This is a genomic window from Nostoc sp. PCC 7524 (assembly GCF_000316645.1).
Classification (GTDB): Bacteria; Cyanobacteriota; Cyanobacteriia; order Cyanobacteriales; family Nostocaceae; genus Trichormus.
Genome location: NC_019684.1, coordinates 691,369 through 715,089 on the forward strand (window position 1 = coordinate 691,369; position 23,721 = coordinate 715,089).

Consider the following 23,721-nt stretch of genomic DNA (forward strand, 5'->3'; position numbering starts at 1 on the left):
TAACTACCAATGAAACTATCTACCAAACCACGACAAGAACGCAAACATACACCTAAAGTCAAACAAGCCGGACTCTACAGACGTGCGTTTCAACAAGCATTCGTTAAATTGTACCCACGTCATACGCTCAAAAATCCGGTGATGTTTGTCGTCTGGTTAGGCACAATGATTACAGCATTAGTGACCATTGCTCCTAACCTGTTTGGCCCAACTCCTGGTGACAATCCCAGATTATTTAATGGTCTAATTACCTTAATTCTGTTCTTAACCGTTCTGTTTGCCAATTTTGCTGAAGCTGTGGCTGAAGGACGAGGTAAAGCTCAGGCAGATGCTTTACGCTCTACAAAATCCGATGCCAAGGCCAAAAAACTCCTTCCCGATGGTTCTATTCAAGAAGTTAGTTCTACAGCCTTACGACGTGGCGACCAAATCAAGGTAATCGCTGGTGATATTATTCCCGCCGATGGTGAGGTGATTAAAGGTGTTGCTTCTGTGGATGAATCTGCCATTACGGGAGAATCTGCACCAGTATTGAAAGAACCAGGGACAGATATTGCTAGTTCCGTGACTGGAGGAACGCGGATTATCTCCGATGAACTGACTATTCGCGTTACCACTGACCCCGGACAAGGCTTTCTCGATCGCATGATTAACTTAGTAGAAGGAGCGTCCCGCAGTAAAACTCCCAATGAAATCGCTCTGACGGTTTTATTGGCAGTCCTGACCCAAGTATTTTTAGTAGTTATGGCAACTCTACCTACAGTGTCAGTTTACGTAAACTCACCTGTAAGCATTGCTGTATTAATCGCCCTCCTAGTGGCATTGATTCCAACCACCATCGGCGGATTATTAAGTGCGATTGGGATTGCTGGCATGGATAGAGTTGCTCAGTTTAACGTCATTGCCACCTCCGGGCGTGCAGTGGAAGCCTGTGGTGATGTAAACACCTTAGTATTAGATAAAACAGGGACGATTACTTTTGGCAACCGTATGGCAGAGGAATTTATTCCCGTCAATGGTTATTCTGTGGAAGAGGTGGCAAAGGTGGCTTTAGCATCGAGTGTGTTTGATGAAACACCAGAAGGAAAATCCATCGTCAAGCTAGCAACAAAATTAGGGGCAGAATTAGATTTTGATCCCAAGCAAGCAGAAGGTATTGAATTTTCAGCCAAAACGCGCATGAGTGGTACTGATTTAGCCAACGGCGTGGAAATTCGTAAAGGCGCGGTGGATGCAATTAAAGGATTTGTGCGTTCGCGTAATGGACAATTAACACCTGAACTTGATGCTGCTTTTGAACGAGTTTCTAGATTGGGTGGTACTCCCCTAGCACTCTGTCAAAACGAAGTGATTTACGGTGTTATTTATCTCAAAGACATTATTAAACCGGGCATGAAAGAAAGGTTTGACCAAATGCGGCGCATGGGAATTAAAACCATCATGCTGACGGGAGATAACCACATCACTGCATCTGTAATTGCTGGGGAAGCAGGAGTTGATGATTTCATTGCCGAAGCCACACCAGAAGACAAAATGGAGGTGATTCAAAAAGAACAAGCTCAAGGCAAGTTGGTAGCAATGACTGGAGATGGTACTAACGATGCTCCAGCCTTGGCACAGGCCAATGTGGGGGTAGCGATGAATTCTGGTACGCAAGCGGCGAAGGAAGCGGCTAATATGGTAGACCTAGATTCTGACCCTACCAAGTTAATTGATATTGTCACTATTGGTAAACAACTGTTAATTACCCGTGGCGCGCTAACTACCTTTTCTATCGCCAATGATGTGGCCAAGTATTTTGCTATTATTCCTGCCATCTTCGCTGGTATTGGTGTTGGCAGTCTCAACATTATGGGTTTAGCCAGCGCCCAATCTGCTGTTTTATCAGCTTTAATCTATAACGCCTTGATTATTCCGGCATTGATTCCCTTAGCTTTGACTGGTGTTAAGTTTCGACCACTCACAGCAGATCAACTTTTGCAGCGCAACATCTTGATATATGGATTGGGTGGTGTGGTTGCACCTTTTATTGCTATTAAATTCATCGATGTTTTGATTGTGGCTGTCGGTTTGGCATAGTTTCATTGGACTTTAAATTATGGAATTTTTACCACAAGCTTTTTCGGAAGTGTTTGACTTTATAGCTAGCAAACACAATCGTATTCCTCTATCTCTGTTTGTGCTGCTGTGTTTTAATGTCATACTCGCGCCAGCAGTACAAGCAGCAACACCTGGAGAAATATCACGTACGGCATCTTACGCTCTTGCTCTTTTGGGATTGGTGACTGTGAGTGTGTGCATTTATTTGTTCGTTGTCATTTTTCAACCGGAGAAATTCTAATGAGTCACATACGTCAACTCAATAAAGCTGTGCGTTCTACCTTGGCACTGTGGTTATTAACAGCATTAATTTATCCTTTATTTATGTTGATTTGTGGACAGATAGCATTGCCTTTCCAGGCTAACGGCAGCTTAATTACTAATACTCAAGGGCAAGTTATAGGTTCAGTATTGATTGGTCAGCCTTTTAATAGCGATCGCTATTTCTGGAGTCGTCCCAGTACAGTTGAGTATAGTACAAGTCCAGAAGTCCCCATTACAGGAGTATCGGGAGCCAGCAACCTTGCACCCGCCAATCCCGAACTCCTTAAACGGATTCAACTAGAAATAGCACAGTTGCGACAAGCCAATATTCAACCGACTGGCGATTTAGTTTATACTTCTGGCTCCGGTTTAGATCCACACATTAGTATTGCCGCAGCCCAAGCACAAGTGCAACGTGTCGCCACTGCCCGCAAGATTAACCCGTCCCAAATTCAAAGCTTGATAGACGAAAACATTGATGGTAGATTCCTGAGTATTTTTGGCGAACCTGGAGTTAATGTTTTAAAACTAAATCTGGCATTAGAGACTTTGCAACCCAATCTTTAGCTTGTTAAGGCTGACGAATCTGATCTAAGTAAGTCGGTGCAATAAAACCAAACTATGTGAAGAAAAGTAAATAAGGCTCAAACTCTTTCTCCCCCTGCTCCCTGCCCCCTGCCCCCTGCCTTATTCCAACAATAATTATTTACGCCGACCTACTTAATTCATTTTAGGGCGATCGCAACGGTAAGGATACAGCCATTCACAGCGAAACAGTCCGCCTGTATGTTTCTCAAAAAACGTCCCAGCGTGACGACTCTTTGATATGTTGATGCCAGCTTTTGTTTTAATTTCGTATAACCAAGGAAAAGCTACTACAAAAGTAGCCATTGTGACAAAAAGATAGATAAATTTAGTTTTGAATTTCAAGAACTTTCGGGAATTGCTATAACGATTTTGCGGCATAAATTCTCAAGCTGAGAGTTAATCTCAAATATTAGACTAGCTTAAGTTTCAAAATGTTGCCGAAATCGGTAATCAGGTTTGTCAGTTTTACGTCGGTTACAGGTGAAGCAAAGAGTATGCAAGTTGCTGATATCATTTTGTCCCCCACGAGCCAAAGGGATAATATGGTCAATAGTTAGTTCAGTTTCTAAGCCTGTTTTACCACAACTTTGACATTGGTATTTGTCACGGTGAAATACATATTTTCTTACTTCTGACGGAATGCGAATCCGTGGGGTTTTGTTCATAATTTAATTAATTATTACTCGTTCATCATACGACGGAGGTCATCAAGAGGTGATTCTGGTTCAGGAATATTAGGTTGATCAGGTATAAACTCTAAGGTGACTTTAATTTTTAGTTTTCCTGTTTGCCAACCTTGACTACCAGGCTTTAGTATTTCACAATCTATTCCTTGATTAAACCATTGATTGTTACATCTATAAAACTTATTACCTACTAAATATCCCCCAGGATCTATAGATACTCCACAATTATTTAAGGCTTTGTAAAGTTCATTAGACAATTCTCCAGAAAATGATTTTTTAATTGCTTCCTTAATTTGAAGTATTTTAAATACTTTATCTTTCACAGATAAAGCATCATCATTACTACAATTACTTAAACTAAAGTTCTCTTCCATAACGACATAATTAGGTAATTTGATTAATATTTCAGTTACTTAAAGACTGAAGTTGCGTCTATACAAACAAAGTCCGCCTGCGCGGACTTTTATAAACTCAATAATCCTAAATCTGTGCTAACCCACCCAACAAACCATCTGAGATAATCACACCATTAGTAGCAGCAATACCGTCAGCCAAATCGAATTCACCTATATTAATCATAGGTAAAAGATGGTCATATAACTGCATTGCTTGTAAACAACCATTAATATGACTTACCGCCAAATTGTAAACTTCAATTTTTTGTTCTACAGCACCGAGTAAACGCCGATTATTAGCAATTTTCTCCTCAGCCTCTTGTTGCAGAGTTTTTTCTAAATAAACTCGCGCTTGGGGATACTGTTGTAAAATCTCGTCGGATTGTGTCTCAGTCATTGGCAATAATTGAGTTTTGAGAATTTGGTTAATCGTCTGACGAAAAGTTTTGCGGATGGTTTGCGAAACCTTCGGCTCAAAATCTAACTTCAACAATTGCCTAATTGCTGGTTCCGCTTCTACCATACTTTCACAGTCATAACTTTGGGAAGTTTGCAGCAAAGTTTGCCGGAATTGATATATAGAAAAAGTCCCCTCATCATAGAATAAATGACTTTCTCGAACAAAGCGATCGCACTCTACACTCGCTGCATCTACTAACGACTGAGATACCTGTTTTTCTAAAGCTTTTAACTCTTGTTCAATTCCCGCATCACTACCTAACAAACGATACAACTGACGATAATAATCTGATTTACGCACCCTTTCTATTAACCTTTGGAAAAGATTAGCAATCAGTTCACAGGAAGCTTCTACTAAAATATCTTCCAATTGATTCGCTAAATAATAAAACGCCTCGACTAAAATTGCCAGTAACGGCGCGGTAGCATTGCGTGGATGACTCATGGTTGCACGGCGATAGGCATCAGCTACAGAAAAGGTGTCTAACAACTCATCTAAACGGCGAATCATCCGCGATTGTAATTGTTTGAAATCTGCTTCAAAACCATCACAAGCATTGTTAATTACTTGGTTAACTTCGTCTGTAATATGCTGACTAAAATCTCTACCCACTTGTTGGAGTTGTTGATTAAGACGTTGCAATTCATAGGCTTTCATCGTCTCGATTTCACGGGGCTGACTATCTAAATTGCGGTGGCATAATTGATAGTGTTTTTTCAGCTTAATACAAATATCTTCTAAGTCATCTGCCAGATTTTTAAATAGTTGGGGACGCTTTTCTGCTGTCAGATAATGCGTGATAGCTGTGCGAAATTCCTCAATACCACTGTCTTGAATTAGCTGATTAATTAGTGGTGTTCCCTGTTCATGTAAAATCCGCACATAGTTAGCATTTGGTGATTCAAAACCATTAAGGGATATGCGGAAATTAGTAGAATTCAGTTTGCCAGAGTTGACACAATAGTTATTAAAAGCGTAAACAAACTGTGGTGTTTCTTCCTGACCATTGAAACCTTTCACACTATCTGCAAAGATAGAGTCTAGGCCAAATCTATCTTTTGCAGTTGTCTGTTTAATCTGACTTCCGTAAAACCCAAGTAAGCCACTGGTTTTATAAACTCGACTGTGATCGCGGAACTGTCCGTTAATTAAATTATCCAGTCGTTGCCTTAACTGGGCATTATACCAAGTTTCGTCTATGCGGTTGAACACATAAAACACGCGATCGCGTATCCCGCCATTCTGCCGCATTTTTTCTAAAAGTTCCGTTTCTTCCTTCGTCATATCCCCAGCCGACGCAGGTTTTAGCACACACACCACCGCCGATGTATCGGGATGTTGAATTTTGGCGTAAGTTAACTGTGCATCCTTCTCGACTGGCGCATCAATCCCAGGGGTGTCAATAATTACGTTACCATCTTGTAACAGGGGATGATTGCAATAATATTCAATCTGTTTTAAAACTGCGCTATTGCTGCCACGCCGTGCATATCCCGCCGCTTCTTTCAGGTTAGAAAAATTAAATTGCTCCATTGAATAGGTAGCATTATTGATGGTATGAAGATGTTGACGGTTAGCCTCAAATCCTTGCAACAATAATATTAATGCTTTAGCTTGTTTAGCGCGTTCTGATTTACTTTCTCCACCTTCTTGCTGAATGATGGCTTCACATCCTTGATATAACAAGCCCACAACTTCAGTTTGATTCAGATTAGCTGCTGTTTTAAATCCTAATTGTTGAGACAAAGCAGCTGCTTGTTCTTGAATTTCTGCCTCACTTAAAAAGGTTAAAACTACCCGTTCTTGATTTAGTTGTGCATATTCAATTTTGCATTCTGTACCTGTGGCGTGTCCTTCTGCACTGTAGAGTAACTCCCGTTCTAATAGGGCATTAATCAACATGGATTTACCTGCACTAAATGCACCTGCAAAGACAATTTCAAACCTGGGAGAAATGGCTTTACCTAAAGCAGTTTGTACAGGGGTAATATCTTGCGATCGCAATGATGGTTCTTGTTGTAAAAGTTGTAATATAGACTCAACTTGCTCTTTTAAATTATGACACTGAAAAGGTAAGTCTGGCATACAATAACCTATAACATTTTCAGCATATTTTAATAAAAACATTTATACTCTTGCTTCAGTATTATTACATAGGGGATAAATTGCCACTTTAGAAAGAGGAGAAATAATTTTTCTCGGATTACGATGATTGCAGACAATCATCATTTTTAATATCACACTTTAAGAACCATGAGACTGCTAAGTAATAGTTTTTCTGCTGATGGCATGATTCCACTCAAATTTTCTTGCGAAGGTGAAGGAATTTCCCCTTCATTAAAGTGGGAAGATGCACCCATAGAAACACAAAGTTTTGCCCTGATTGTCGATGATCCAGATGCACCAAATAGAACCTTTGTACATTGGGTTCTTTATGATTTACCTCGTCAAACCAACAACTTACCAGAGGCAATTCCTAATACACCTACGGTAGATGGAAGTGGTATTCAGGGTAAAAATGACGGCGAACAATTTGGTTATTTTCCTCCCTGTCCCCCGAAAGGAATTCATCGTTACTTTTTCAAGCTTTATGCTCTCGATGGGACTTTAGGGCTAGATTTTGGGGCTACCAAAGAAGAAGTAGAAGCTGCTATGTCAGGTCATATTTTGGCAAAAGCAGAGTTAATTGGACGTTATCAAAAACATCATTCTTAAGTAGGGCTTACTGAAAAAGTCTTATAGTTGAGGTAGGCAATAGGCAATAGGCAATAGGTAATAGGTAACAGTTTCATCCTGATTTTTTGTGTTTTTTTGTAACTCAATCAATGATAGATGCAAGATTTTGGAGCCTGATGGTTCTGATTTCAGTGAATTAGTGTGAGAGGGTCTGACTTTTCACGTTATGTGGAAAAGTCAGAGGGTGTGGGGTGTAGGGTGTAGTAAGGCTTTCAAGTTTTCCCTACACCCTACACCCTATCCCCTACCCCCTGTCTTGACGTTCGTGTAGCGTGCCGTAGGTAAGGTTTTGGGACTTACCGTGAAAAGTCAGGAAAGGGTGGGGTAGTTGATTATTCAATTTGCAAGGTAGAACTGGCTGAACGTCCAAATTCTTCGGGTGCGTATTGCAAATGAACTTCTGCACCAGGCCAGAGGAATGTACCAGGAGTTACAGAACGGACTAAGTAGTGCAGGCTATAAACTCCTGGTTCGAGGTGGTTAGCATAGGCGATAATGCGATCGCGGTAGATATTTCTATAGCCAATTTGCCAACTATCGGCCTGTGCTTGTAATGCGGCTGTCGCAGTTTGAAAACTTTGATCTACTGCTTCTAATCCTGCTGGTAATGGGTCTTTAATTACGATATGATCCACAGGATGGTCAGCAATAATTTCTAAACCGATATCAAATACCTGTCCACTTTCTACATTTAATGGTTTATCAAAAGCGTAAATACCTGTTTTTTGCAAAGGCTTACTTTCTCCAACTTTGCTAATGGCTTTTGTCACTCGTAAACCGTTAAATCTTCCTGGTTGGTTTCCTGGTAAGCGGTAACTATAAGCTACTAAATAATGTAACTTACCATTTCCAGATTTTTGCAAGGTTAAATCATGCCGACCACGAGGTAATTTATCCATCGGCACATTTAGCTGTAAACTTGGATTTTGATAGCCATTAAAGCGATTTTCTCCGAGTTTCTTGCCTGCTAATTGCACTGTGGCTAAAAAGTTTGGTGGGGTGGGTTGAAGTTGGCTATATGCTACTAATGCTGTTAATGCTTGGGCATTATTATAGTTAGTTTGCCATGTACCATTTCTGCGTTGTGCTAAGAGGCTTTGAAATAATTTATCGATAACTTCGGGTTGACTTTGGTTAGCGATAAATAATTTTAAAGCCTGTGCTTGTATTGCGGTATTTGAACTCATCCACCCCCAACTCTTGGGTAGGCTAATCACGGCTGTACGTCCAGTTTCGTAGATATTTTCTTGCAACTGGCTCAACATTTGCTGTGATTCATCTTGCCATTCAGAGAATTGAGATAAATACCTTGCTAGTTTGATTTGAGTGACAATATCAAAGTTATTACGTTGTTGATAAATTTCTCCTAAGAAACTATTGCGTTTATCTCCAAGTTCTGATAGTGCAATTAAAGCATTAAGTTGGAGTTGAGTTCTACATAATTGCTGTTTACAAAACTCATATTGTCCAGGGTTCGCCAAGACTTTCTGCAAGTAATTCTTTAAGCGCGATAGCATGGCAGTATCTACCCCATTGGGGAAGGCTTGCTGGGCTTGAATTAAAGATTCAGCAGCGTAAGCTGACACCCAAGGGTCTGATTTTTGTTGTCCTGGGAAGGCTGCAAAACCACCATCGGCTATTTGCAGTTTTTGTAGTTGAGTAATGGCTTGATTCGCCTGTTGCGGAGGATTGAATTCTGCAAAAGTTTGACTATATTTTTGTGCCAAAGTTTGTAAATTAGCCGCAATCATTAACTGACTCGCCGCCGGTTCAGCAAAGGGTAAATCATCATTTGCTAATACTTGTTTGGCTGGTGCTTTGATTTCTGGGATTAAGGTACTCGCCAGTTGAATATCTAAACCGCCAGCATTGGGGTAGACATTTTTATCAACATTGAGAGGAATTTTGACTTGCTTTTCAGTTACGCCAGTTTCTACAACTTGTTCTGTAACTTCCAAGGGCTTGACTTCTAACGGCACAGCAAAGGCATCGGCGGCTGTATTATTTAGCTGGGTAGTAAAGCGGACTTGCGCCACGCCAACATTTTCTGCCATCATCGGGAAGCGATAGGCTTGAGTTGCGGATGTGGTTTTGGTTTGTAAGTTGGTAGTGTTGGGGTTCTTCTGGGCAAACTTGACAGTTCCGTTAAGTTCACCGTTAATTGTTAAGTGTCCGGAAGTGCTTGTGTTATTGGTGACAGATAAACCGGCGAGGATGCGATCGCCTGGACGGACAAACTGTGGCAAGATGGCATTAGTTAGTAGTGGCTTGGTAGTGATAAATGTCGCCTCACCATTGCCAAAGCGGAGATTGCCATCGGTAGCGACAACCATCACCCGCCATGTCGTTAAGTCATCTGGTAATTTAAAGGTGATTTGCGCCTTACCCTCAGCATCGGTAAGGACGGAAGCATTATAGTAAGCTAAAGCTTGAAAATCTGTGCGAACACGGGTATTAGCTGCACCGGCGGAAAAACCGCCACCATAACCCCAACCTTTGGGTTTAGCTACATCTTGGGGTTGTATCACCACATCAGGACGATTATCACTAAAGCGGGTAGATATGGGTTGTTGTGCGTAAACTGTTTCTACCAAATCCGGTGGACGATAACCAGACAGTTGTAACACGGCTTCATTTACCACCATGACTGTTAATTGTCCTTGCGTGGGGTTGTTTTGGTTATCTTTTAGTTCCAGTTGTATCGTTGATTCTGCACCGGGTTCTAGTGATGCTTGCAATGGCGTAACTTGCACTTTTAAATATTTCTCTTGCAAGTTGACTTTAAAAGGTGTAAACCCAATTTTGACTAACTTATCTAAACTTCCTGGTTCTACTTGGTTAATAGGTGCGCCTTGTCTGACTAACACAGCTTCTACTGCTGCATTAGGTAACATTTCTGGCGTAACTTGAAATTGAATTTGGGGTGCGCCACCGGAAACTTTAGTTAGTTGTTCATACAGGGGTTTATCTTTAATGACAGCAAAGTATAACTCTGCGTCTGGGTAGGGAGATTGAATTAAAGCGGTGGCGATTTCACCGGGTTGATATTCTTGTTTATCTAGTTTCACTTCTAGGCGATTCTGTTCTTCTGAACCCCAATAAACTGGGTTATTTCCTGTCACCCAAATTTGGCTATCTGTGGCTGTCAATTCTTCTTGAGTATTGCTGAAATTAGCTCGAATGCGGTATGAACCAGATTCAGTTGGTTTTAAATTGACAATTTGGGGACTATCAGATGATGTAATTTCTGCTTTGGCGACTGTCTTGTATTCAACTTGATTTTTCGCTGTGCGACTCCCTTCTACTACCTGAGTCACACTACTATATTTCATCTGTTGTAACTCAACGCGCACCCGTTGATTAGTAATTGGTTTACCTGTAGGTTCAGTGACAATTACTTCTACAGGAAAATCTTTACCAGCATTGGCGATAAAATTAGTTTTTAAACCAATCAGACGGTTACTTGGTAAAGCTGTAAAAGATTGAGAACTAGCCACAGATAAATTAGAAACATCTGCAACTTGTACATCCACACGGTAATTCATGGGATAAGGTAAATCTTTCGCTACCGTTACCGTTTGACTGGTTTTACCGTTAGCATCTAACTTGGCATTAGTTTGCAAGACATCACTAGGTACTGAAGGACTTTCCTCCGGCCAAAACCATTGTCTACCAAAACTAAATGCTTCCCAACCTTTCGGGATAAAATTTTCCTGGCGACGCGTTACGAAATATTTGGCTTCTCCTCCCCCTACAGGCGCACCAAATAAATAGTTACTCGCTGCTTTCACCTCTATTTGTTCACCTAACAAAGCAAATTCTTTGTCTAAATCGAGTTCGACTTTAAAATTCGGTGGTTTAAACTCAGCAACTCGCAACTCACCGGAAATTTCTCTACCATCTTTACCCTTGGCTTGGACTGTATAGTAACCTAATTTTTGAGTTTTGTTAATTGGTAATTCTAGAGAAAACGTCCCAAATTCATTTGTAGTTTGAGTCCCTAAATCTGTTTTCTGTCCGTCTGGATTTACTAGAATTATTTGATAACTAGCATTTTTATCTTGCTGAATAGTGCCATTTTCTAAAAAGTCAGCGAACCCAGTCAACCAAGCTTTTTCTCCTGGTTGATATAACTGCCTATCTGAAAATATCACACCGCGAGAGACAGGTTTATCTTCTCTCCAACCTGCATCAATACCATAACCATAAACACCGCTATATTCTTCAGTTCTCGCAAATGCCCAATCTTGATTTTCACGGGCAATTACTAATAATTCTGGTGATTTAACAAATTTATTATTATTCCTATAACACAACTGTAAATCTTGACGCTGAAGCCTTAAATTACCATCATTATCTGTTTTACCCGTAGCACAAGGTTGCACTGGATCACGATATTTAGTATCTAATCTTAATTGATAAATTTCAACAGGCGCAGCTTTTACAGGTGAACCATCACTGAGATGATTGACGCGAATTAAACCAGAATCAGGAAACCATTGACTAAATACACCCAAATTTGTTAATTGTACTAAACCATAAGTTGTAGGTTCTCGCCACAGTTCTTTACCGTTTTCCTGATATTTATTGGTGCGTGCCTGCACCCCATAGGCTAACATTCCGGTATTAGCACCAAGCTTTTCTCGTAGTGGTACTGTGACATCTAATTGCTGATTATTTTTACCTGAAACTTTAAAGCTTTGCCATGTATTTGGTTTGGGTAATAAATCATTTTCATTACCTTGGGGATAAGCACCTCTGGCGGAAACTAAATCTGTCGGTTGAACTACCCGATAGGCGGCTTTATATTGAGATTCTGGTAAGTTAACGGTGCTAATATTGAGTTGTAAATTCTGCCCCGATGGGAAAATATGTAAATCTGAAGGTACCCAAATATCACCAGCTAAATCGCCAGTATTATATTTGAGAGTAACAGGTTTAGCTAAGGTTTGACCAAATTTATCTTTGAGATTTTTACCAATAGTAATTGTATAGTTAGTAGCTGGATTTAAAGCATAGGGGTTGATAGCTACAAATCTATCTTCATCACCGATTTGTAGCAGACGAGAAATATCTCGCGGTGCAGGCTCAATTTTAATATTCTCTCTAGCAGAATCGGCTACTAATATATTATTAAATTCTAGCTGGGGACTTCCTTGGACAAATCTGCCAAACGTGCCGCCTGCATCTGGTTGTCCGTAAAAGTTAATTTGTTTAAATGCTAGGGGTGAATAAGTTGCTAATTTACTGACAAATTCTTTCTCGGTGGGTAAGTTACCAGTTGCAGGTAAGATACCAGGAGAAAAAATCAGGCGATAATTAGTACCTTTGTCTAAACGTTGCTGGGGAAATAAATCATAAACCCAATTGTGTGCTGAAGGATCGAAGTTTTCTAAAGGATCTTCACTTTCTTTTGGTTGTTCTGATTTTGCCAATGCTACTTTAAAATTAACACCTTTATTTTTACCTTGAGGAATTAATTTGAGATGTTCCTGTACAGAAGCTAAGTTAAGTTCTGTATTGGAGGTAAATTGCAGTTTTGGCTGTAAATCAACTGGCTGAATTTCTGCTGGTTCTACAGGATTTACACCGGGTAAGTTAGTTAGTTGAATTGGTTCTGTGTTAAAAGTCCAAGCTAAATCTTTGTCTAGGCGATGGTTTTTTAAGTCTGCTAATCCGGCTTTGAGGGTAACTTGTAATCTGGTGGCTTGGGGTAAGGCTTGCTCTGGTTGAAAGCCTACCATGCGCGGTGTCAAAAAGCGAAATTGACCGGGTAAGGGTGGCCAAAGTGCAAATTTCTGTAATAGGTTTTGTTGTTCGGGACTATCTAGTTGTTCGACAGGAATTAATGCTTCTTTAAAGCGGATGCGAATTTGGTTGAGAGGTTTGGCGTTACCTATGGGGCTAATTTGTTCAATCCAATCTGGTAAGTTGGGGGGTGTTAGTGGTGTAACAGTTGGGAGTTGTTGTTTTGTCGATATGCTGATAAAGTTGCACCCTGCGATTCCTAATGTGAGTGTACAAATGAGTAGGAAGCGCATCAATATTTTAATAATCATGCTTGGTTTATTATGTGATTTTAAATAGGGATTTACCTCACGCAGAGACGCAGAGGAGGACACTTGCATGGGCGGGTTTTCCGACTTGTTCGCAAAGCGTCTGTCACACAGAGAGTGAGAGTTGGAGAGTTTATACTTTGATTATGGAACAGCTACATTATATGGATAACCAATTTTGTATGATTGTTTCCTGAAATCATTACATTTTTTAACTATTTAGTTTTGATAAATTTTTGTAAATTAAGGCAGTGAAAAAACGTTAACTTGAAAAGGGGATGTGTATTTATTTAGTTGAGATGAAATTAAAGCTAATGATGTGATGAATAGGGTAAAGGTTTGGCGGCGGAAAATTACACAACAACTTAGACACCGTAAAAGTATTAAGGTGGTTTTAGCTGTGTTGTTGATGTGCCTATGTGTGCGATTATTGCCTTATTTTGCACCGATTCGTGCTGTCGATATTGCCCAAAATCAGTTGGCGTTGGAATTTAGCGATCGCAATGGGCTACCATTAGGAACAATCCTCACCCGTGACCAAGAACATACCGCAGTCGTCCCACTCAAGCAAGTTTCACCCCAATTTACCCAGGCAATTTTAGCTGCGGAAGATGGTAGTTTCTATCATCATGGTGCGTTGGATATGAAAGCGATTATCCGCGCTATCCAACAAGCGATTCATGCCCAAAAGGTTGTTTCTGGTGCTTCGACAATTACAATGCAATTGGCGCGAATGTTAGAACCATCACCTCGTAACCTCTCAGGTAAATTGCATGAGGTTTGGTTGGCTTGGCGGTTAGCAGCAGGGATGAATAAAGATGAAATTCTCTCTGCATATATTAACCGTCTACCAATGGGAGGTAATATATATGGTGTAGAAGCCGCCGCCAGAACTTATTTTTCCATCCCCGCCAGTGATTTAAATATCGCCCAAGCTAGTCTCCTCGCTGCTATTCCTAATAATCCCACCTACTTTGACCCTTTGCAACATTGGAACAGACTTAAGCAGCGACAAAAATATGTCCTCAACCGCATGGTGCAGGATGGGTATATTACTAACCAAATAGCTGAGAAAACCCTTACTGAAAAAGTCGTCTTCCAGTCACGTCACAGAGGAATCCTCGCCGCACCTCATTTTTTATTTTGGTTAGCCAATCAGTTATCTCAGACAGAAATCACTTCCCCCATCCGCACGACTATAGATAAACCTTTACAGCAATTTGTCGAAGCGCAAGTACAGCAAGTCATTTCTACCCTCGCCGCTAATAACGTTCACGACGCGGCGGCTTTGGTAATTGATAACCACACTGGAGGAGTTTTAGCCTACGTCGGTTCACCTGATTATTTTGACGACAGCAAACTTGGACGCAATGATGGTGTACAGGCTTTGCGTCAACCAGGTTCTACTCTCAAGCCGTTTGTGTATGAGTTGGCTTTAGAAAAAGGTGTAATTCGCCCGAATACCATCTTGGCAGATGTCCCCACTCATTACGCCATTCCCGGTGCCAGACTTTATAGTCCCACAGATTACACGGAAAAGTTTCTCGGTCCTGTCAGAGTACGCATAGCTTTAGCCAATTCCCTCAATATACCAGCCGTACGCGTGTTAGAAAAAATCGGCGTACCATCTTTCTTAGCACATTTACATCAACTCGGTTTTACTCACCTCAAGCAAACCCCAGAATATTACGGTTTAGGTTTAAGTCTGGGTAGTGGCGAAGTCACCCTCTGGGAACTCGCCCAAGCCTACCGCACAATAGCCCAACAAGGAAAAGCCACACCCTTAGTTACTACCAATCCCCAATCCCCAGTCCCCAGTTCCCAGTCCCCAGTCCCCAATCCCCACTCCCCAAATCCCACCACATGGCAACTCATCACTGATATGCTCAGTGATAACCATGCCCGTGCTACAGCCTTTGGGGTAGACTCGGTGTTAAACTTGCCTTTCCCCGCAGCTGTCAAGACTGGTACTTCCTCCAATTTCCGCGATACTTGGACAGTCGGCTTTACTACTGACTACACCGTGGCGACTTGGGTAGGAAATTTCAACGGCGAACCGATGCGCCAAGTGTCGGGAGTTATGGGTGCAGCACCTTTATGGAATCGCATCATGTTACACCTGCATGAACGCCAGGAACCAGCTGCTTTTCCCTCTCCATCTGGGTTAATTCAACTTCCTATATGTGCTGTCTCTGGGTTGAAACCGACACCAGACTGTAATTCTGTGGTGCAGGAGTATTTTTATCCAGCAGATAAAATTGCTTATGAAACTCAGCAAGAGTTTAATTTACCTTCAGAGTATGATGAATGGTTGGCGAAACAGCCGTCATCAAGTTTAGTGGCTGATAGTTTGCGGATTGTCTCTCCTCAAAATGGGGATTTGTTCTTGCTTTATCCAGGTGGGGAAGGGCAACAAAAACTAGAATTTAAGCTGGCGGGAAATTCATCTACATCTGTGAAATGGTGGTTGAATGGGGAAAAGTTGGATAGCGAAGTGAATTCTCTGTTTTGGTATCTTCGTCCTGGTAATTGGACTTTGGAGGCTAGAAGCGGGGAAATGGAGGATACAGTCAGCTTTCAGGTGGAGTTGGCTAATATTCGTCCTACGCGTCGGGGATTTTCTGTGGTGAAGGGTGGTTTGTAATATTTTTTGGAACGCAAAGGGAGCGCGGAGAGGGGTTTTTGAGCGGTGAAGGGTGGGAGTGTATGAATTTATATCCACTCTGCTGAAGATTTGGGTATGTTTGGGGTTTTTTTTGTGAATATTTTTAGTACAATTGTACTAAAGAGAATTTTTCATTGGGGCGAAGCTGGTTGTCGCCTCTCACAACTACCTTAGTAAAAGATTATTACTATGATGACATCAATGCCAGGTGTAGCTCCCAACCCAGTTAAGTCACATAAGTTTGAACAATCTGATGCGAGTGAAAATTTTTCGTTTCAAACCCTTGCTGATGTAACTAAAACTATTTTGCACCATGCTTTCTGGTTGGCTGAACAAAAACAAAGGTTGTCTCTTAAGGAGTATAAAAAATTACTTATTAATCAAGGCTGGCAAGGTGAGGAAAAGAAGTACCTTAAAATTGCTGCGGCTTTTGGGAAGTTTACACCACAAGATTTTTCTCAGGTTGAGCCTAGAACTATATATCAGTTAGCAGAACGGAGTAACAAGTATCAACCTGTGATAGATAGGCTGCTGGATTTAAGTAATATCAACCAAGAAACTGTACGTTCTCTGATTAAGAAACAGCGTACTCCTAGAGGTAAAAGAGGGGAAAAACCGAGTATTTGGCGGCGGTTAAAGAATGGTGGTAGATACTGTCAAATTCCGCCAATTCATGAGGAGGCTGAGAAAACTGGTACTACTTTGCAAAAAATGATGGATGAGGAGGGATTATCTGCACAGCAAATCGTAGCAGAGGCGATCGCTCTCAGGCAAGCATATAAGTCAGGGCAATTGGTATTAGTCACAGATTAATGGTATTTGTCTCACCCAGAGAGTAAGAGTTGGAGGTATGAACCTCAAAAATTTCATACCTCTGTTGAGGAACGCTTTGCTTTTTTACCAGATGCTTAGTCTATCCTGGAAGAGTGCAGTGACATCAATTACTGTCAACCATGACTGGTATTAAGCAAACTCCGAAAAAAGGTAAGTCTCTTCCTCCCAAACTCATCATTGGGATGGGTAAGTTTGTGTGGACAAGTCTTTGGCAGATAATGATGTCAAAACTCGCTCCTCGTAATCAATCTGGCGCATATATTCGTCCTAGCAGCCAGTTTAGAAGTTTTATCAAAGCTAGGGAAGATAGCCTTTACCCACCAGCAGCCGGGCGTTATACTCTGTATGTTGGTATGGGTTGCCCTTGGGCGCATCGCACACTGATTGCCAGAGCTATCAAAGGATTAGAATCAGTTATATCAGTATCTGTAGTTTCTCCCTCTGCGGAGACGGGAGGTTGGGTATTTGACACGCCAGAGGAAGGTTGTCATACTCTGGCGCAATTGTACGAACTGTCTCAACCCGACTACAATGGACGCGCTACAGTGCCAGTTTTATGGGATAAACAAACTCAGACGATTGTAAATAATGAGAGTGCGGATATTATCGTTATGTTGAACTCGGAATTTAATGAGTTCGCCGCACATCCCACGCTGAATCTCTACCCAGAGGAATTAAAGCCTCAGATTGATGGCTGGAATGACAAGATTTACACTAATGTAAACAACGGTGTGTATCGCTGTGGTTTTGCCCAGACACAAGAAGCGTATAATCAAGCCTGCGAGGAACTGTTTACAACTTTAGATGAAATTGACGCTGTACTGGCTAAGAGTCGATACCTTTGTGGCGATAGTCTGACTTTAGCTGATGTGCGTCTGTTCACTACTTTGTTCCGCTTTGATATTGTGTACTACGGACTATTCAAGTGTAACCGCCGCCGCATCAAAGATTACGAGAATTTAGGAGCTTATTTGCGGGACTTATATCAAATCCCAGGCGTTGCTGACACTTGTGATTTAGAAACCATCAAACGAGACTACTACGGTAATCTGTTTCCTCTCAATCCTGGTGGCATTATACCATCTGGCCCTGATATGTCTTATTTATTAGCATCGAGCGATACCTTCTCTGCGAGACGCTATGCGTAGCTTGCTTTCCCGGAGGGGTACAGTAAGCTACGCTAAAGCACCACTACCAGATATTAAGTGATGAAAAACAGAACAATTTTCTATTCTTGAACCCAGACTGAGACTGAACCGCCTTGACAACGGAATTCGCCCCAACCCCATTCGTTGGTGTACACAGGTTCTTTAATATGTTCAGTTAAGTCAATAAACTTAGCATTGGGTTTACCAACTTCCATCCACTTAGAACCTTCTGCCCCATCACTCATAATTACAGCCATTGCTTGAGGATGATTGGCATCCCCTAAACGTGTCCAACCAATAGTATTCCAGTGGTCAAAATAGTCGTATTGTGGCCCATAAGCATAGTTTTGGCGTGCATAGAGGAACTTATCAATGAGCCAACGATGAGACGGCATATAAATTTTATATCCTCGATCCTCGTATTCTGCGCCGTAGTAATCAGCGTGAAAGACACAGGGATAGCCTTCGCGCCGCAATAAAATAATGGCATAAGCTAAAGGCTTAAACCAAGGTTCAACTACGGATTCCAATGCTTGCAAAGGTTGAGAATCATGATTTTCTACAAACGTCACAGCATGGGTAGGACGTTGCTGCATCATTGTGCCATCTAAAATCCGGCGCATATCATAGTTACCCCCGGCTTTGCTGGCGTAATGGAAGTTGTAATGCAGTGGTACATCAAATACTGACATTTTGCCAGCCACAGCATCAACATACCAATGCAGAGTATTAACATTGTTATACCAATACTCTCCAACGAAAAATAAATCTTTACCAGTGTAGCGTTTTAACTCATCTATCCACTGGGGAAAGAACCAAGAGGAAATATGTTTAATAGCATCCAAACGGAAACCATCTACATTTGTGGTGTCAAGATACCATTTACCCCAGTAAGTAATTTCACCACGCACCCACTCCTGTTGGAAATCCAAATCGCAACCCATCAAATAAGCAAAGTTGCCCCTTTCTAAGGCTACGTAGTCATCAAATACTTTCCCTTCTAATAAATAGACTGTATCGCGATCGCCACTGTTGTATTCGTTATAATCAACAGCATCAAAATGCCACCAATGCCACTCAAAGTTAGAATACTTGCCTTGTCTACCAGGGAAATAGAAATGGGAGTATGTCTTAATTTCTTGTAACCAGCCTTTAGGATTGAGGCGATCATTTTGTGGGAAAGGAGTTGCTTTTGGTGTTTCTACTCCATCACCACCCATCTTATGATTTAGCACCCCATCAGCATAAACTTGAATTCCTTGTGCTTTGAGAGATTTAACCGCATCTAAATACTGCTGACGTGTACCGTACTTAGTGCGAATTGAGCCTTTTTGATCAAACTCACCTAAATCAAATAGATCGTAAACACCATATCCGACATCATACGATCCGGCAAATCCTTTATAGGCTGGTGGTAGCCATAGGGCTGTGAAACCTGCATCTGCCAATTCTTTAGCTGCACTCTCTACTTTACTCCACAAGTTGCCATCATTGGGGATGTACCAGTGGAAGTATTGCATCATTGTGCCATTTAGCTCTGCCATGTCTCATCCTGCTTGTACACATTGAGAAATATTCTACATAAGTACAGTAAGTATTGAGACACTGGCTTTTGGAAAAAATACTTAAGAATTTTCGTAAATACGTGTATCTATGTGGATAGCAATCCTAGGTGATAGGTGACAGGTGACAGGTGATAGGTGATAGGGAAGAAACTCTCTATTCTGCCAATGGGCAGTAGAATTATAAACCGTGAGAAAAACTAGCATCTCTTACCAAAGATCATTAAAAATAAATCATGTCAAACGAAACCATTCAAAAGGCTGTTGCTGCTTACTTTGCCAACATTACAGCTATGAATCCAGAAGGTTGGGTAGATAATTTTGCCAAAGATGCTGTTAGTCATGATCCAGTTGGGGAACCACCTGCAAAAGTTCATGAAGGATATCGTGAATTCATCGGACAGTTGCAAGCAGTATTTGAGAAATTAGAAGCAACCATCGAGCATATATTTATTGCTAGTAATGAAGCAGCAGTCAAATGGACAATGGCAGGAGTCAGCAAGAGTGGTAAGTCAATCAAATTTGAGGGAATTACAATTTTTGAGATTAACGTTGAAGGTAAAATTCAAACAACTCGCGCCTATTGGAGTCCCGCGCAGATGATAGCGCAATTGCGTTCTTAACACTTTTTATTTTTGCTGGTAAAAAGCCTTTGATAACTTGAAACCACATCAAAGGCTTTTTGATGATTATAATTGTTGTTCTTCTTCATAGAACCAAATTTCTGCTAACAGGCTCAAACCCACTAGCCAAATAAAACCAATAATTGCCAACCAAAACATCGTCATCATTGTTATCACCTCCAAAGTTATTTTGTTAGACAAAGAAGTTTGAACAACGGAATGAAACCTAAGCTTGATAGGATTGATGGTCTAATTTAATTGTTCCTTAGCAACTTGCTAATGAATCACATTTTTAATAAAAATAAATTTTAATTAAATATCAGCAAAAATAAGAATCAGATTTGCTCTTTAAAATATACGTAGGGTGACATTGCCCATCAAAACCTCTAGAATGGGTCAAGCTACGCTACATTACTTATGTCTTCCGACCTGCACCCCAGAAAATCTGCGCTAAACTAAAAGTATTGACGATAATTACATCTGTAGCCATTATTTTGACCATTGGGATAAGAATCTCTGGCAGTAAGTTCAACAGACAAACATCTTTCACCACTAAGCGTAAAAATGTCTCAAGAGCATGACGAATCGCTTCAGATTCAACAGCTAGCTATTCTTAAACCAACGCACTTTGCTGATTTAGTCAGAGCTGCACAATTAATTTTTGATCCGGCTGGCGGTGTTTCAGGGAGATACATAGAAGTTGATTGGGAAGAATTCGGTATTCCCGATCATGTAGTGGAAAACCTGAGAACACTTGGTTACAAGTATCGCTATGCTTCACCAAGTATTCCCGGTAATATTATTTGGGAACAATTGACCCCAGAAACTCGAATCTGGTTTATCAACAATCGAGATGAATTATGGAAGTTTGAGGAAATTTTTCCAGCTTTAGACGAAGACTAATTCCTCCAGTAGTATTTTTACACAAATTACTGTGTATCTCTCAAAAAGGATGCAATCTGAAAGTGGGAGCATCAGCATCTGTTCCCACTTTTGATTTTGCCAGTAAATTAATCTCTGGTTATGGATGCACCACTCTTATCAATGAGTCTATACTATGCAGCATATAGAGGTATGTTATTCAAAAAACTATCAACCACTATTAATTGATGTTATGGTTGAATTTTCTGGAACATTTATGTGTTTTATTTAATACATAATTATACTAGAAACTGAGAATCGATGAGACTTAGGCGATCGCTTCCCCATTGCCCAAGACGGGGCGGAGCATCGTCGCCTATATTTAAGTGCATAGTTAAATTAATTTTAAGAAACGCGTATCGATGAATCAAAGTGTAAGTGTTGCTCCTGCCATAGAAGAAGCCACGAATGAAGATTTTGGAGTTGCCCAACCCCAGCTAATTATGAAGCGACTGGGAATTCTCTGTTTAGAAATGTTGCTGGCATTGCCTTTAGGTTTAGCTTTAACTCAATTAAAGATTGGCGGAATTGTCTGGATATTTGGCGGTATTGCTTCTGGTATAGCAGTTTTGCAATGCTGTCGAATTTTTTATCAGTTTTCTGTGCCACCAAACCGCATTGCGAGAAAAGTAGGCATGGTAATGGTGGGAATGGCTGTTGGTGTTGCTAATAGCAATAATGATTTAACTAGCCTTGCGGCTGGAATTCCTATATTTATGTTGCTGACATTATTCTTACTTGTATGTGGTAGTTGTATTGGTTACATTTACTCTCGTGTGAGTAAAACCAACCTCTTAACGGCGATGCTAGCTACAGTTCCCGGTGGTGTAGGAGTAATGTCATCAATTGCCGCCGATTACGATCGCAACGTTACCTTAGTAGCGTTAGTACAAGCGATTCGTGTTACTTCTGTAGTTTTACTGATTCCCTTGATTGCCAGAACAGCAGTTGGTAACTACTGGAATCTACAAACCTTGCCAGTGAGATCAGCTTGGATAAATTTTGAGCCTGCACAACTACAATTACTTGGGGTAGCGTTGCTCATCACCGGCATCATAGTTTATTTATCTCTACTCTTGAAAATTCCAGCTGGTGATTTTTTTGGTGCATTGTTGATAGGATTAGTGTTTAATTCAGTTCTAGATTGGTTGCCTTTTGTGAGTGGTGTTCACTTCAATCCGCCACCATTGATGAACATAGTCGGGCAAATGCTGCTGGGAATTACCATTGGTGAATATTGGGGAGAAAAACCCAATTTTGGCAAAAAAACCGTAGTTTACGCTTTAATGTCTGTAGCCTTGACCTTGATTGCTGGTGCGATCGCTACTATTTTAGCCATGCAATTAACCTCATGGGATTGGTTAACTTGTTTGTTAGTTACAGCCCCAGGAGGAGCAGCAGAAATGATTTTGGTATCTCTAGCATTAGATCATAATGTAGAGATTGTCACCACAGGGCATTTAGTGCGACTCATCGCCATCAACAGTTCTTTACCCCTATGGTTATTTTTATTTCGCCGTTTAGATGAACAAATCTCAAAACCTGCGTAGGTAGGTGACAGGTGACAGGTTACAGGTTACAGAAAAGAATGTAGGTGGTTTTTCTCCTCTGCTCCTCTACTCCCCTGCTTTTTATGCGCCAGCACATAAAAACTCAGTATACCCCTATCCCCCTTCTTTCCTATTGCAAGAGTGCCTATTGCCTATTGCCTACCCATGCAAATCAGTTCATTAATCAAACCGGATTCCTATAGGAGTCTTATATTTGATTTATTCCCTAATTCCCCAATCCCTTAAAATTTGAAGGATACTGTAGATGGTTGCTCAAATCCAAGAATTAGAAGCCCAACATTGGGTAAAAACGCGTTCTTCCCTTGATCCTACCCAATCGACATTCCTCACCTGGACAGGTAAAATTTACGCCTTTACTCCCGGTGAAAAACGAAAACTACTGTTTAAGATGTTAGGGGTAAGTATCAGTAGATGTATCCCTACAGAAGCAGATAGTTGGGACTTTACTTCTAGGGAACTCACCTACTACTTAAATCCAGAGAACAACGAGATTTTAAGAAAATGGGAAAATCCTTGGACTGGTGAGATAGTGCCAGTCATGCACGTAGCGAATAATCCGGTGCAAGGCCAATTTAAAGGCAAATTCCCCGCACAATTAGAGGGAGCCACCACAACCTTTGTCTTTGATATTTTCCCCACTTACCCTAATCCTTTAGCCGAAGATCCCCAACTTGCCGAATATAGCCCCTATCAAACGTATCAAGCCGCAGAATTATTTAAACTCACAGTACCAACCGCAGATTTATTTAACTTAGAACTAAATTCGGTGTCGCAACTGAGGCTCAGTTGGGATAGGATTGGTCAATGGTTGCCCTGGATGAAAATGAGCGATCGCCCTGGTCATCTAATATATAGTGCATCTGGTAGTAAAGTGAATGGTTTAACAGAATTACCCCAGTTACTCCAAGATGAAATTAATACCCGCGTACCTTTGTACAAGCAAGCCCCAAAAGCTTTTATTGATGGTGAAGATATGACATCTTGGTTGTACTTCCAAAAGCACTTTCAAGCCTACTTAGACGGCGCAACCTTCCCCCTACCCGCCGCAGAAGAAGCTTAATGAGCTTTCTTCTCTCTCCTACCTGTAACCTGTCACCTATCACCTGTCACCT

17 protein-coding genes are annotated in these 23,721 nt (G+C 41.0%); 11 read left to right on the forward strand and 6 right to left on the reverse strand.

Annotated features, from left to right (window positions below; translation table 11 throughout):
• Positions 1 to 9: 9 nt before the first annotated feature.
• The 3 genes from kdpB to kdpC are packed head-to-tail and all read left to right on the forward strand — an operon-like array spanning position 10 to position 2,931.
• Positions 10 to 2,079, forward strand: coding sequence for a potassium-transporting ATPase subunit KdpB (gene kdpB, locus NOS7524_RS02855; protein ID WP_015136959.1), 2,070 nt, complete (start codon positions 10 to 12; stop codon positions 2,077 to 2,079).
• Positions 2,080 to 2,098: 19 nt separating this feature from the next.
• Positions 2,099 to 2,341: a potassium-transporting ATPase subunit F gene (locus NOS7524_RS02860; protein ID WP_015136960.1), complete on the forward strand. Its 243-nt coding sequence runs from the start codon at positions 2,099 to 2,101 to the stop codon at positions 2,339 to 2,341.
• A complete protein-coding gene (gene kdpC, locus NOS7524_RS02865) occupies positions 2,341 to 2,931 on the forward strand; it encodes a K(+)-transporting ATPase subunit C (protein WP_015136961.1) in 591 nt (196 codons plus the stop codon). The genes NOS7524_RS02860 and kdpC overlap by 1 nt, the downstream gene beginning before the upstream one ends.
• Before the next feature lie 153 nt (positions 2,932 to 3,084).
• On the opposite strand, the gene NOS7524_RS28160 is transcribed toward kdpC, so the two are convergent.
• From NOS7524_RS28160 to NOS7524_RS02880, 4 genes are all read right to left on the reverse strand, one after another.
• Complete coding sequence (locus tag NOS7524_RS28160; RefSeq protein WP_327084603.1) at positions 3,085 to 3,255, reverse strand: hypothetical protein; 171 nt, start codon at positions 3,253 to 3,255, stop codon at positions 3,085 to 3,087.
• A 116-nt stretch (positions 3,256 to 3,371) separates the two neighbouring features.
• Positions 3,372 to 3,617: an HNH endonuclease gene (locus NOS7524_RS02870; protein WP_015136963.1), complete on the reverse strand. Its 246-nt coding sequence runs from the start codon at positions 3,615 to 3,617 to the stop codon at positions 3,372 to 3,374.
• A gap of 14 nt (positions 3,618 to 3,631) precedes the next feature.
• Positions 3,632 to 4,012 carry a KGK domain-containing protein gene (locus tag NOS7524_RS02875; protein WP_015136964.1) on the reverse strand — a complete coding sequence of 127 codons (381 nt, stop codon included), beginning with the start codon at positions 4,010 to 4,012 and terminating at the stop codon, positions 3,632 to 3,634.
• A 106-nt stretch (positions 4,013 to 4,118) separates the two neighbouring features.
• The gene (locus NOS7524_RS02880) at positions 4,119 to 6,578 is read right to left on the reverse strand and encodes a dynamin-like GTPase family protein (protein ID WP_041555514.1); all 2,460 of its coding nucleotides are present in this window, start codon (positions 6,576 to 6,578) and stop codon (positions 4,119 to 4,121) included.
• 168 nt (positions 6,579 to 6,746) lie between these two features.
• On the opposite strand from NOS7524_RS02880, the gene NOS7524_RS02885 reads away from it, so the two are divergent.
• Positions 6,747 to 7,208, forward strand: a complete 462-nt coding sequence (locus NOS7524_RS02885) for a YbhB/YbcL family Raf kinase inhibitor-like protein (RefSeq protein ID WP_015136966.1) — start codon at positions 6,747 to 6,749, stop codon at positions 7,206 to 7,208.
• A gap of 353 nt (positions 7,209 to 7,561) precedes the next feature.
• Here the strand turns inward: NOS7524_RS02885 and NOS7524_RS02890 are convergent, their stop codons facing one another.
• On the reverse strand, positions 7,562 to 13,288 hold the full coding sequence (locus tag NOS7524_RS02890) for an alpha-2-macroglobulin family protein (protein WP_041555107.1): 5,727 nt from the start codon (positions 13,286 to 13,288) through the stop codon (positions 7,562 to 7,564).
• A 319-nt stretch (positions 13,289 to 13,607) separates the two neighbouring features.
• Here NOS7524_RS02890 and pbpC point away from each other — a divergent pair, with 319 nt between their 5' ends.
• The 3 genes from pbpC (at position 13,608) to NOS7524_RS02905 (ending at position 17,932) form a co-directional block, all read left to right on the forward strand.
• Positions 13,608 to 15,929, forward strand: a complete 2,322-nt coding sequence (pbpC, locus tag NOS7524_RS02895; protein ID WP_015136968.1) for a penicillin-binding protein 1C — start codon at positions 13,608 to 13,610, stop codon at positions 15,927 to 15,929.
• A 210-nt stretch (positions 15,930 to 16,139) separates the two neighbouring features.
• Positions 16,140 to 16,763 (forward strand): hypothetical protein, encoded by a 624-nt coding sequence (locus NOS7524_RS02900; RefSeq protein WP_041555109.1) that lies wholly within the window; start codon positions 16,140 to 16,142, stop codon positions 16,761 to 16,763.
• 140 nt (positions 16,764 to 16,903) lie between these two features.
• A complete protein-coding gene (locus tag NOS7524_RS02905; RefSeq protein WP_015136970.1) occupies positions 16,904 to 17,932 on the forward strand; it encodes a glutathione S-transferase family protein in 1,029 nt (342 codons plus the stop codon).
• An 80-nt stretch (positions 17,933 to 18,012) separates the two neighbouring features.
• On the opposite strand, the gene NOS7524_RS02910 is transcribed toward NOS7524_RS02905, so the two are convergent.
• On the reverse strand, positions 18,013 to 19,476 hold the full coding sequence (locus NOS7524_RS02910) for an alpha-amylase (RefSeq protein WP_015136971.1): 1,464 nt from the start codon (positions 19,474 to 19,476) through the stop codon (positions 18,013 to 18,015).
• A 254-nt stretch (positions 19,477 to 19,730) separates the two neighbouring features.
• Here NOS7524_RS02910 and NOS7524_RS02915 point away from each other — a divergent pair, with 254 nt between their 5' ends.
• From NOS7524_RS02915 to NOS7524_RS02930, 4 genes are all read left to right on the forward strand, one after another.
• Positions 19,731 to 20,117: a nuclear transport factor 2 family protein gene (locus NOS7524_RS02915; RefSeq protein ID WP_015136972.1), complete on the forward strand. Its 387-nt coding sequence runs from the start codon at positions 19,731 to 19,733 to the stop codon at positions 20,115 to 20,117.
• A 564-nt stretch (positions 20,118 to 20,681) separates the two neighbouring features.
• Positions 20,682 to 21,020, forward strand: coding sequence for a hypothetical protein (locus tag NOS7524_RS02920; protein ID WP_015136974.1), 339 nt, complete (start codon positions 20,682 to 20,684; stop codon positions 21,018 to 21,020).
• Between the two features lie 380 nt (positions 21,021 to 21,400).
• A complete protein-coding gene (locus NOS7524_RS02925; RefSeq protein ID WP_015136975.1) occupies positions 21,401 to 22,588 on the forward strand; it encodes an AbrB family transcriptional regulator in 1,188 nt (395 codons plus the stop codon).
• Positions 22,589 to 22,853: 265 nt separating this feature from the next.
• Positions 22,854 to 23,669 (forward strand): DUF1838 domain-containing protein, encoded by an 816-nt coding sequence (locus NOS7524_RS02930; protein ID WP_015136976.1) that lies wholly within the window; start codon positions 22,854 to 22,856, stop codon positions 23,667 to 23,669.
• The last annotated feature ends 52 nt before the right edge of the window (positions 23,670 to 23,721 follow it).

Excerpts from the sequence above, each read along its gene's own strand:
- kdpB (WP_015136959.1), top strand. The coding sequence starts at position 10 with ATGAAACTATCTACCAAACCACGACAAGAACGCAAACATACACCTAAA.
- NOS7524_RS02860 (WP_015136960.1), top strand. The coding sequence starts at position 2,099 with ATGGAATTTTTACCACAAGCTTTTTCGGAAGTGTTTGACTTTATAGCT.
- kdpC (WP_015136961.1), top strand. The coding sequence starts at position 2,341 with ATGAGTCACATACGTCAACTCAATAAAGCTGTGCGTTCTACCTTGGCA.
- NOS7524_RS28160 (WP_327084603.1), bottom strand. The coding sequence starts at position 3,255 with ATGGCTACTTTTGTAGTAGCTTTTCCTTGGTTATACGAAATTAAAACA.
- NOS7524_RS02870 (WP_015136963.1), bottom strand. The coding sequence starts at position 3,617 with ATGAACAAAACCCCACGGATTCGCATTCCGTCAGAAGTAAGAAAATAT.
- NOS7524_RS02875 (WP_015136964.1), bottom strand. The coding sequence starts at position 4,012 with ATGGAAGAGAACTTTAGTTTAAGTAATTGTAGTAATGATGATGCTTTA.
- NOS7524_RS02880 (WP_041555514.1), bottom strand. The coding sequence starts at position 6,578 with ATGCCAGACTTACCTTTTCAGTGTCATAATTTAAAAGAGCAAGTTGAG.
- NOS7524_RS02885 (WP_015136966.1), top strand. The coding sequence starts at position 6,747 with ATGAGACTGCTAAGTAATAGTTTTTCTGCTGATGGCATGATTCCACTC.
- NOS7524_RS02890 (WP_041555107.1), bottom strand. The coding sequence starts at position 13,288 with ATGATTATTAAAATATTGATGCGCTTCCTACTCATTTGTACACTCACA.
- pbpC (WP_015136968.1), top strand. The coding sequence starts at position 13,608 with ATGAATAGGGTAAAGGTTTGGCGGCGGAAAATTACACAACAACTTAGA.
- NOS7524_RS02900 (WP_041555109.1), top strand. The coding sequence starts at position 16,140 with ATGATGACATCAATGCCAGGTGTAGCTCCCAACCCAGTTAAGTCACAT.
- NOS7524_RS02905 (WP_015136970.1), top strand. The coding sequence starts at position 16,904 with ATGACTGGTATTAAGCAAACTCCGAAAAAAGGTAAGTCTCTTCCTCCC.
- NOS7524_RS02910 (WP_015136971.1), bottom strand. The coding sequence starts at position 19,476 with ATGGCAGAGCTAAATGGCACAATGATGCAATACTTCCACTGGTACATC.
- NOS7524_RS02915 (WP_015136972.1), top strand. The coding sequence starts at position 19,731 with ATGTCAAACGAAACCATTCAAAAGGCTGTTGCTGCTTACTTTGCCAAC.
- NOS7524_RS02920 (WP_015136974.1), top strand. The coding sequence starts at position 20,682 with ATGTCTCAAGAGCATGACGAATCGCTTCAGATTCAACAGCTAGCTATT.
- NOS7524_RS02925 (WP_015136975.1), top strand. The coding sequence starts at position 21,401 with ATGAATCAAAGTGTAAGTGTTGCTCCTGCCATAGAAGAAGCCACGAAT.
- NOS7524_RS02930 (WP_015136976.1), top strand. The coding sequence starts at position 22,854 with ATGGTTGCTCAAATCCAAGAATTAGAAGCCCAACATTGGGTAAAAACG.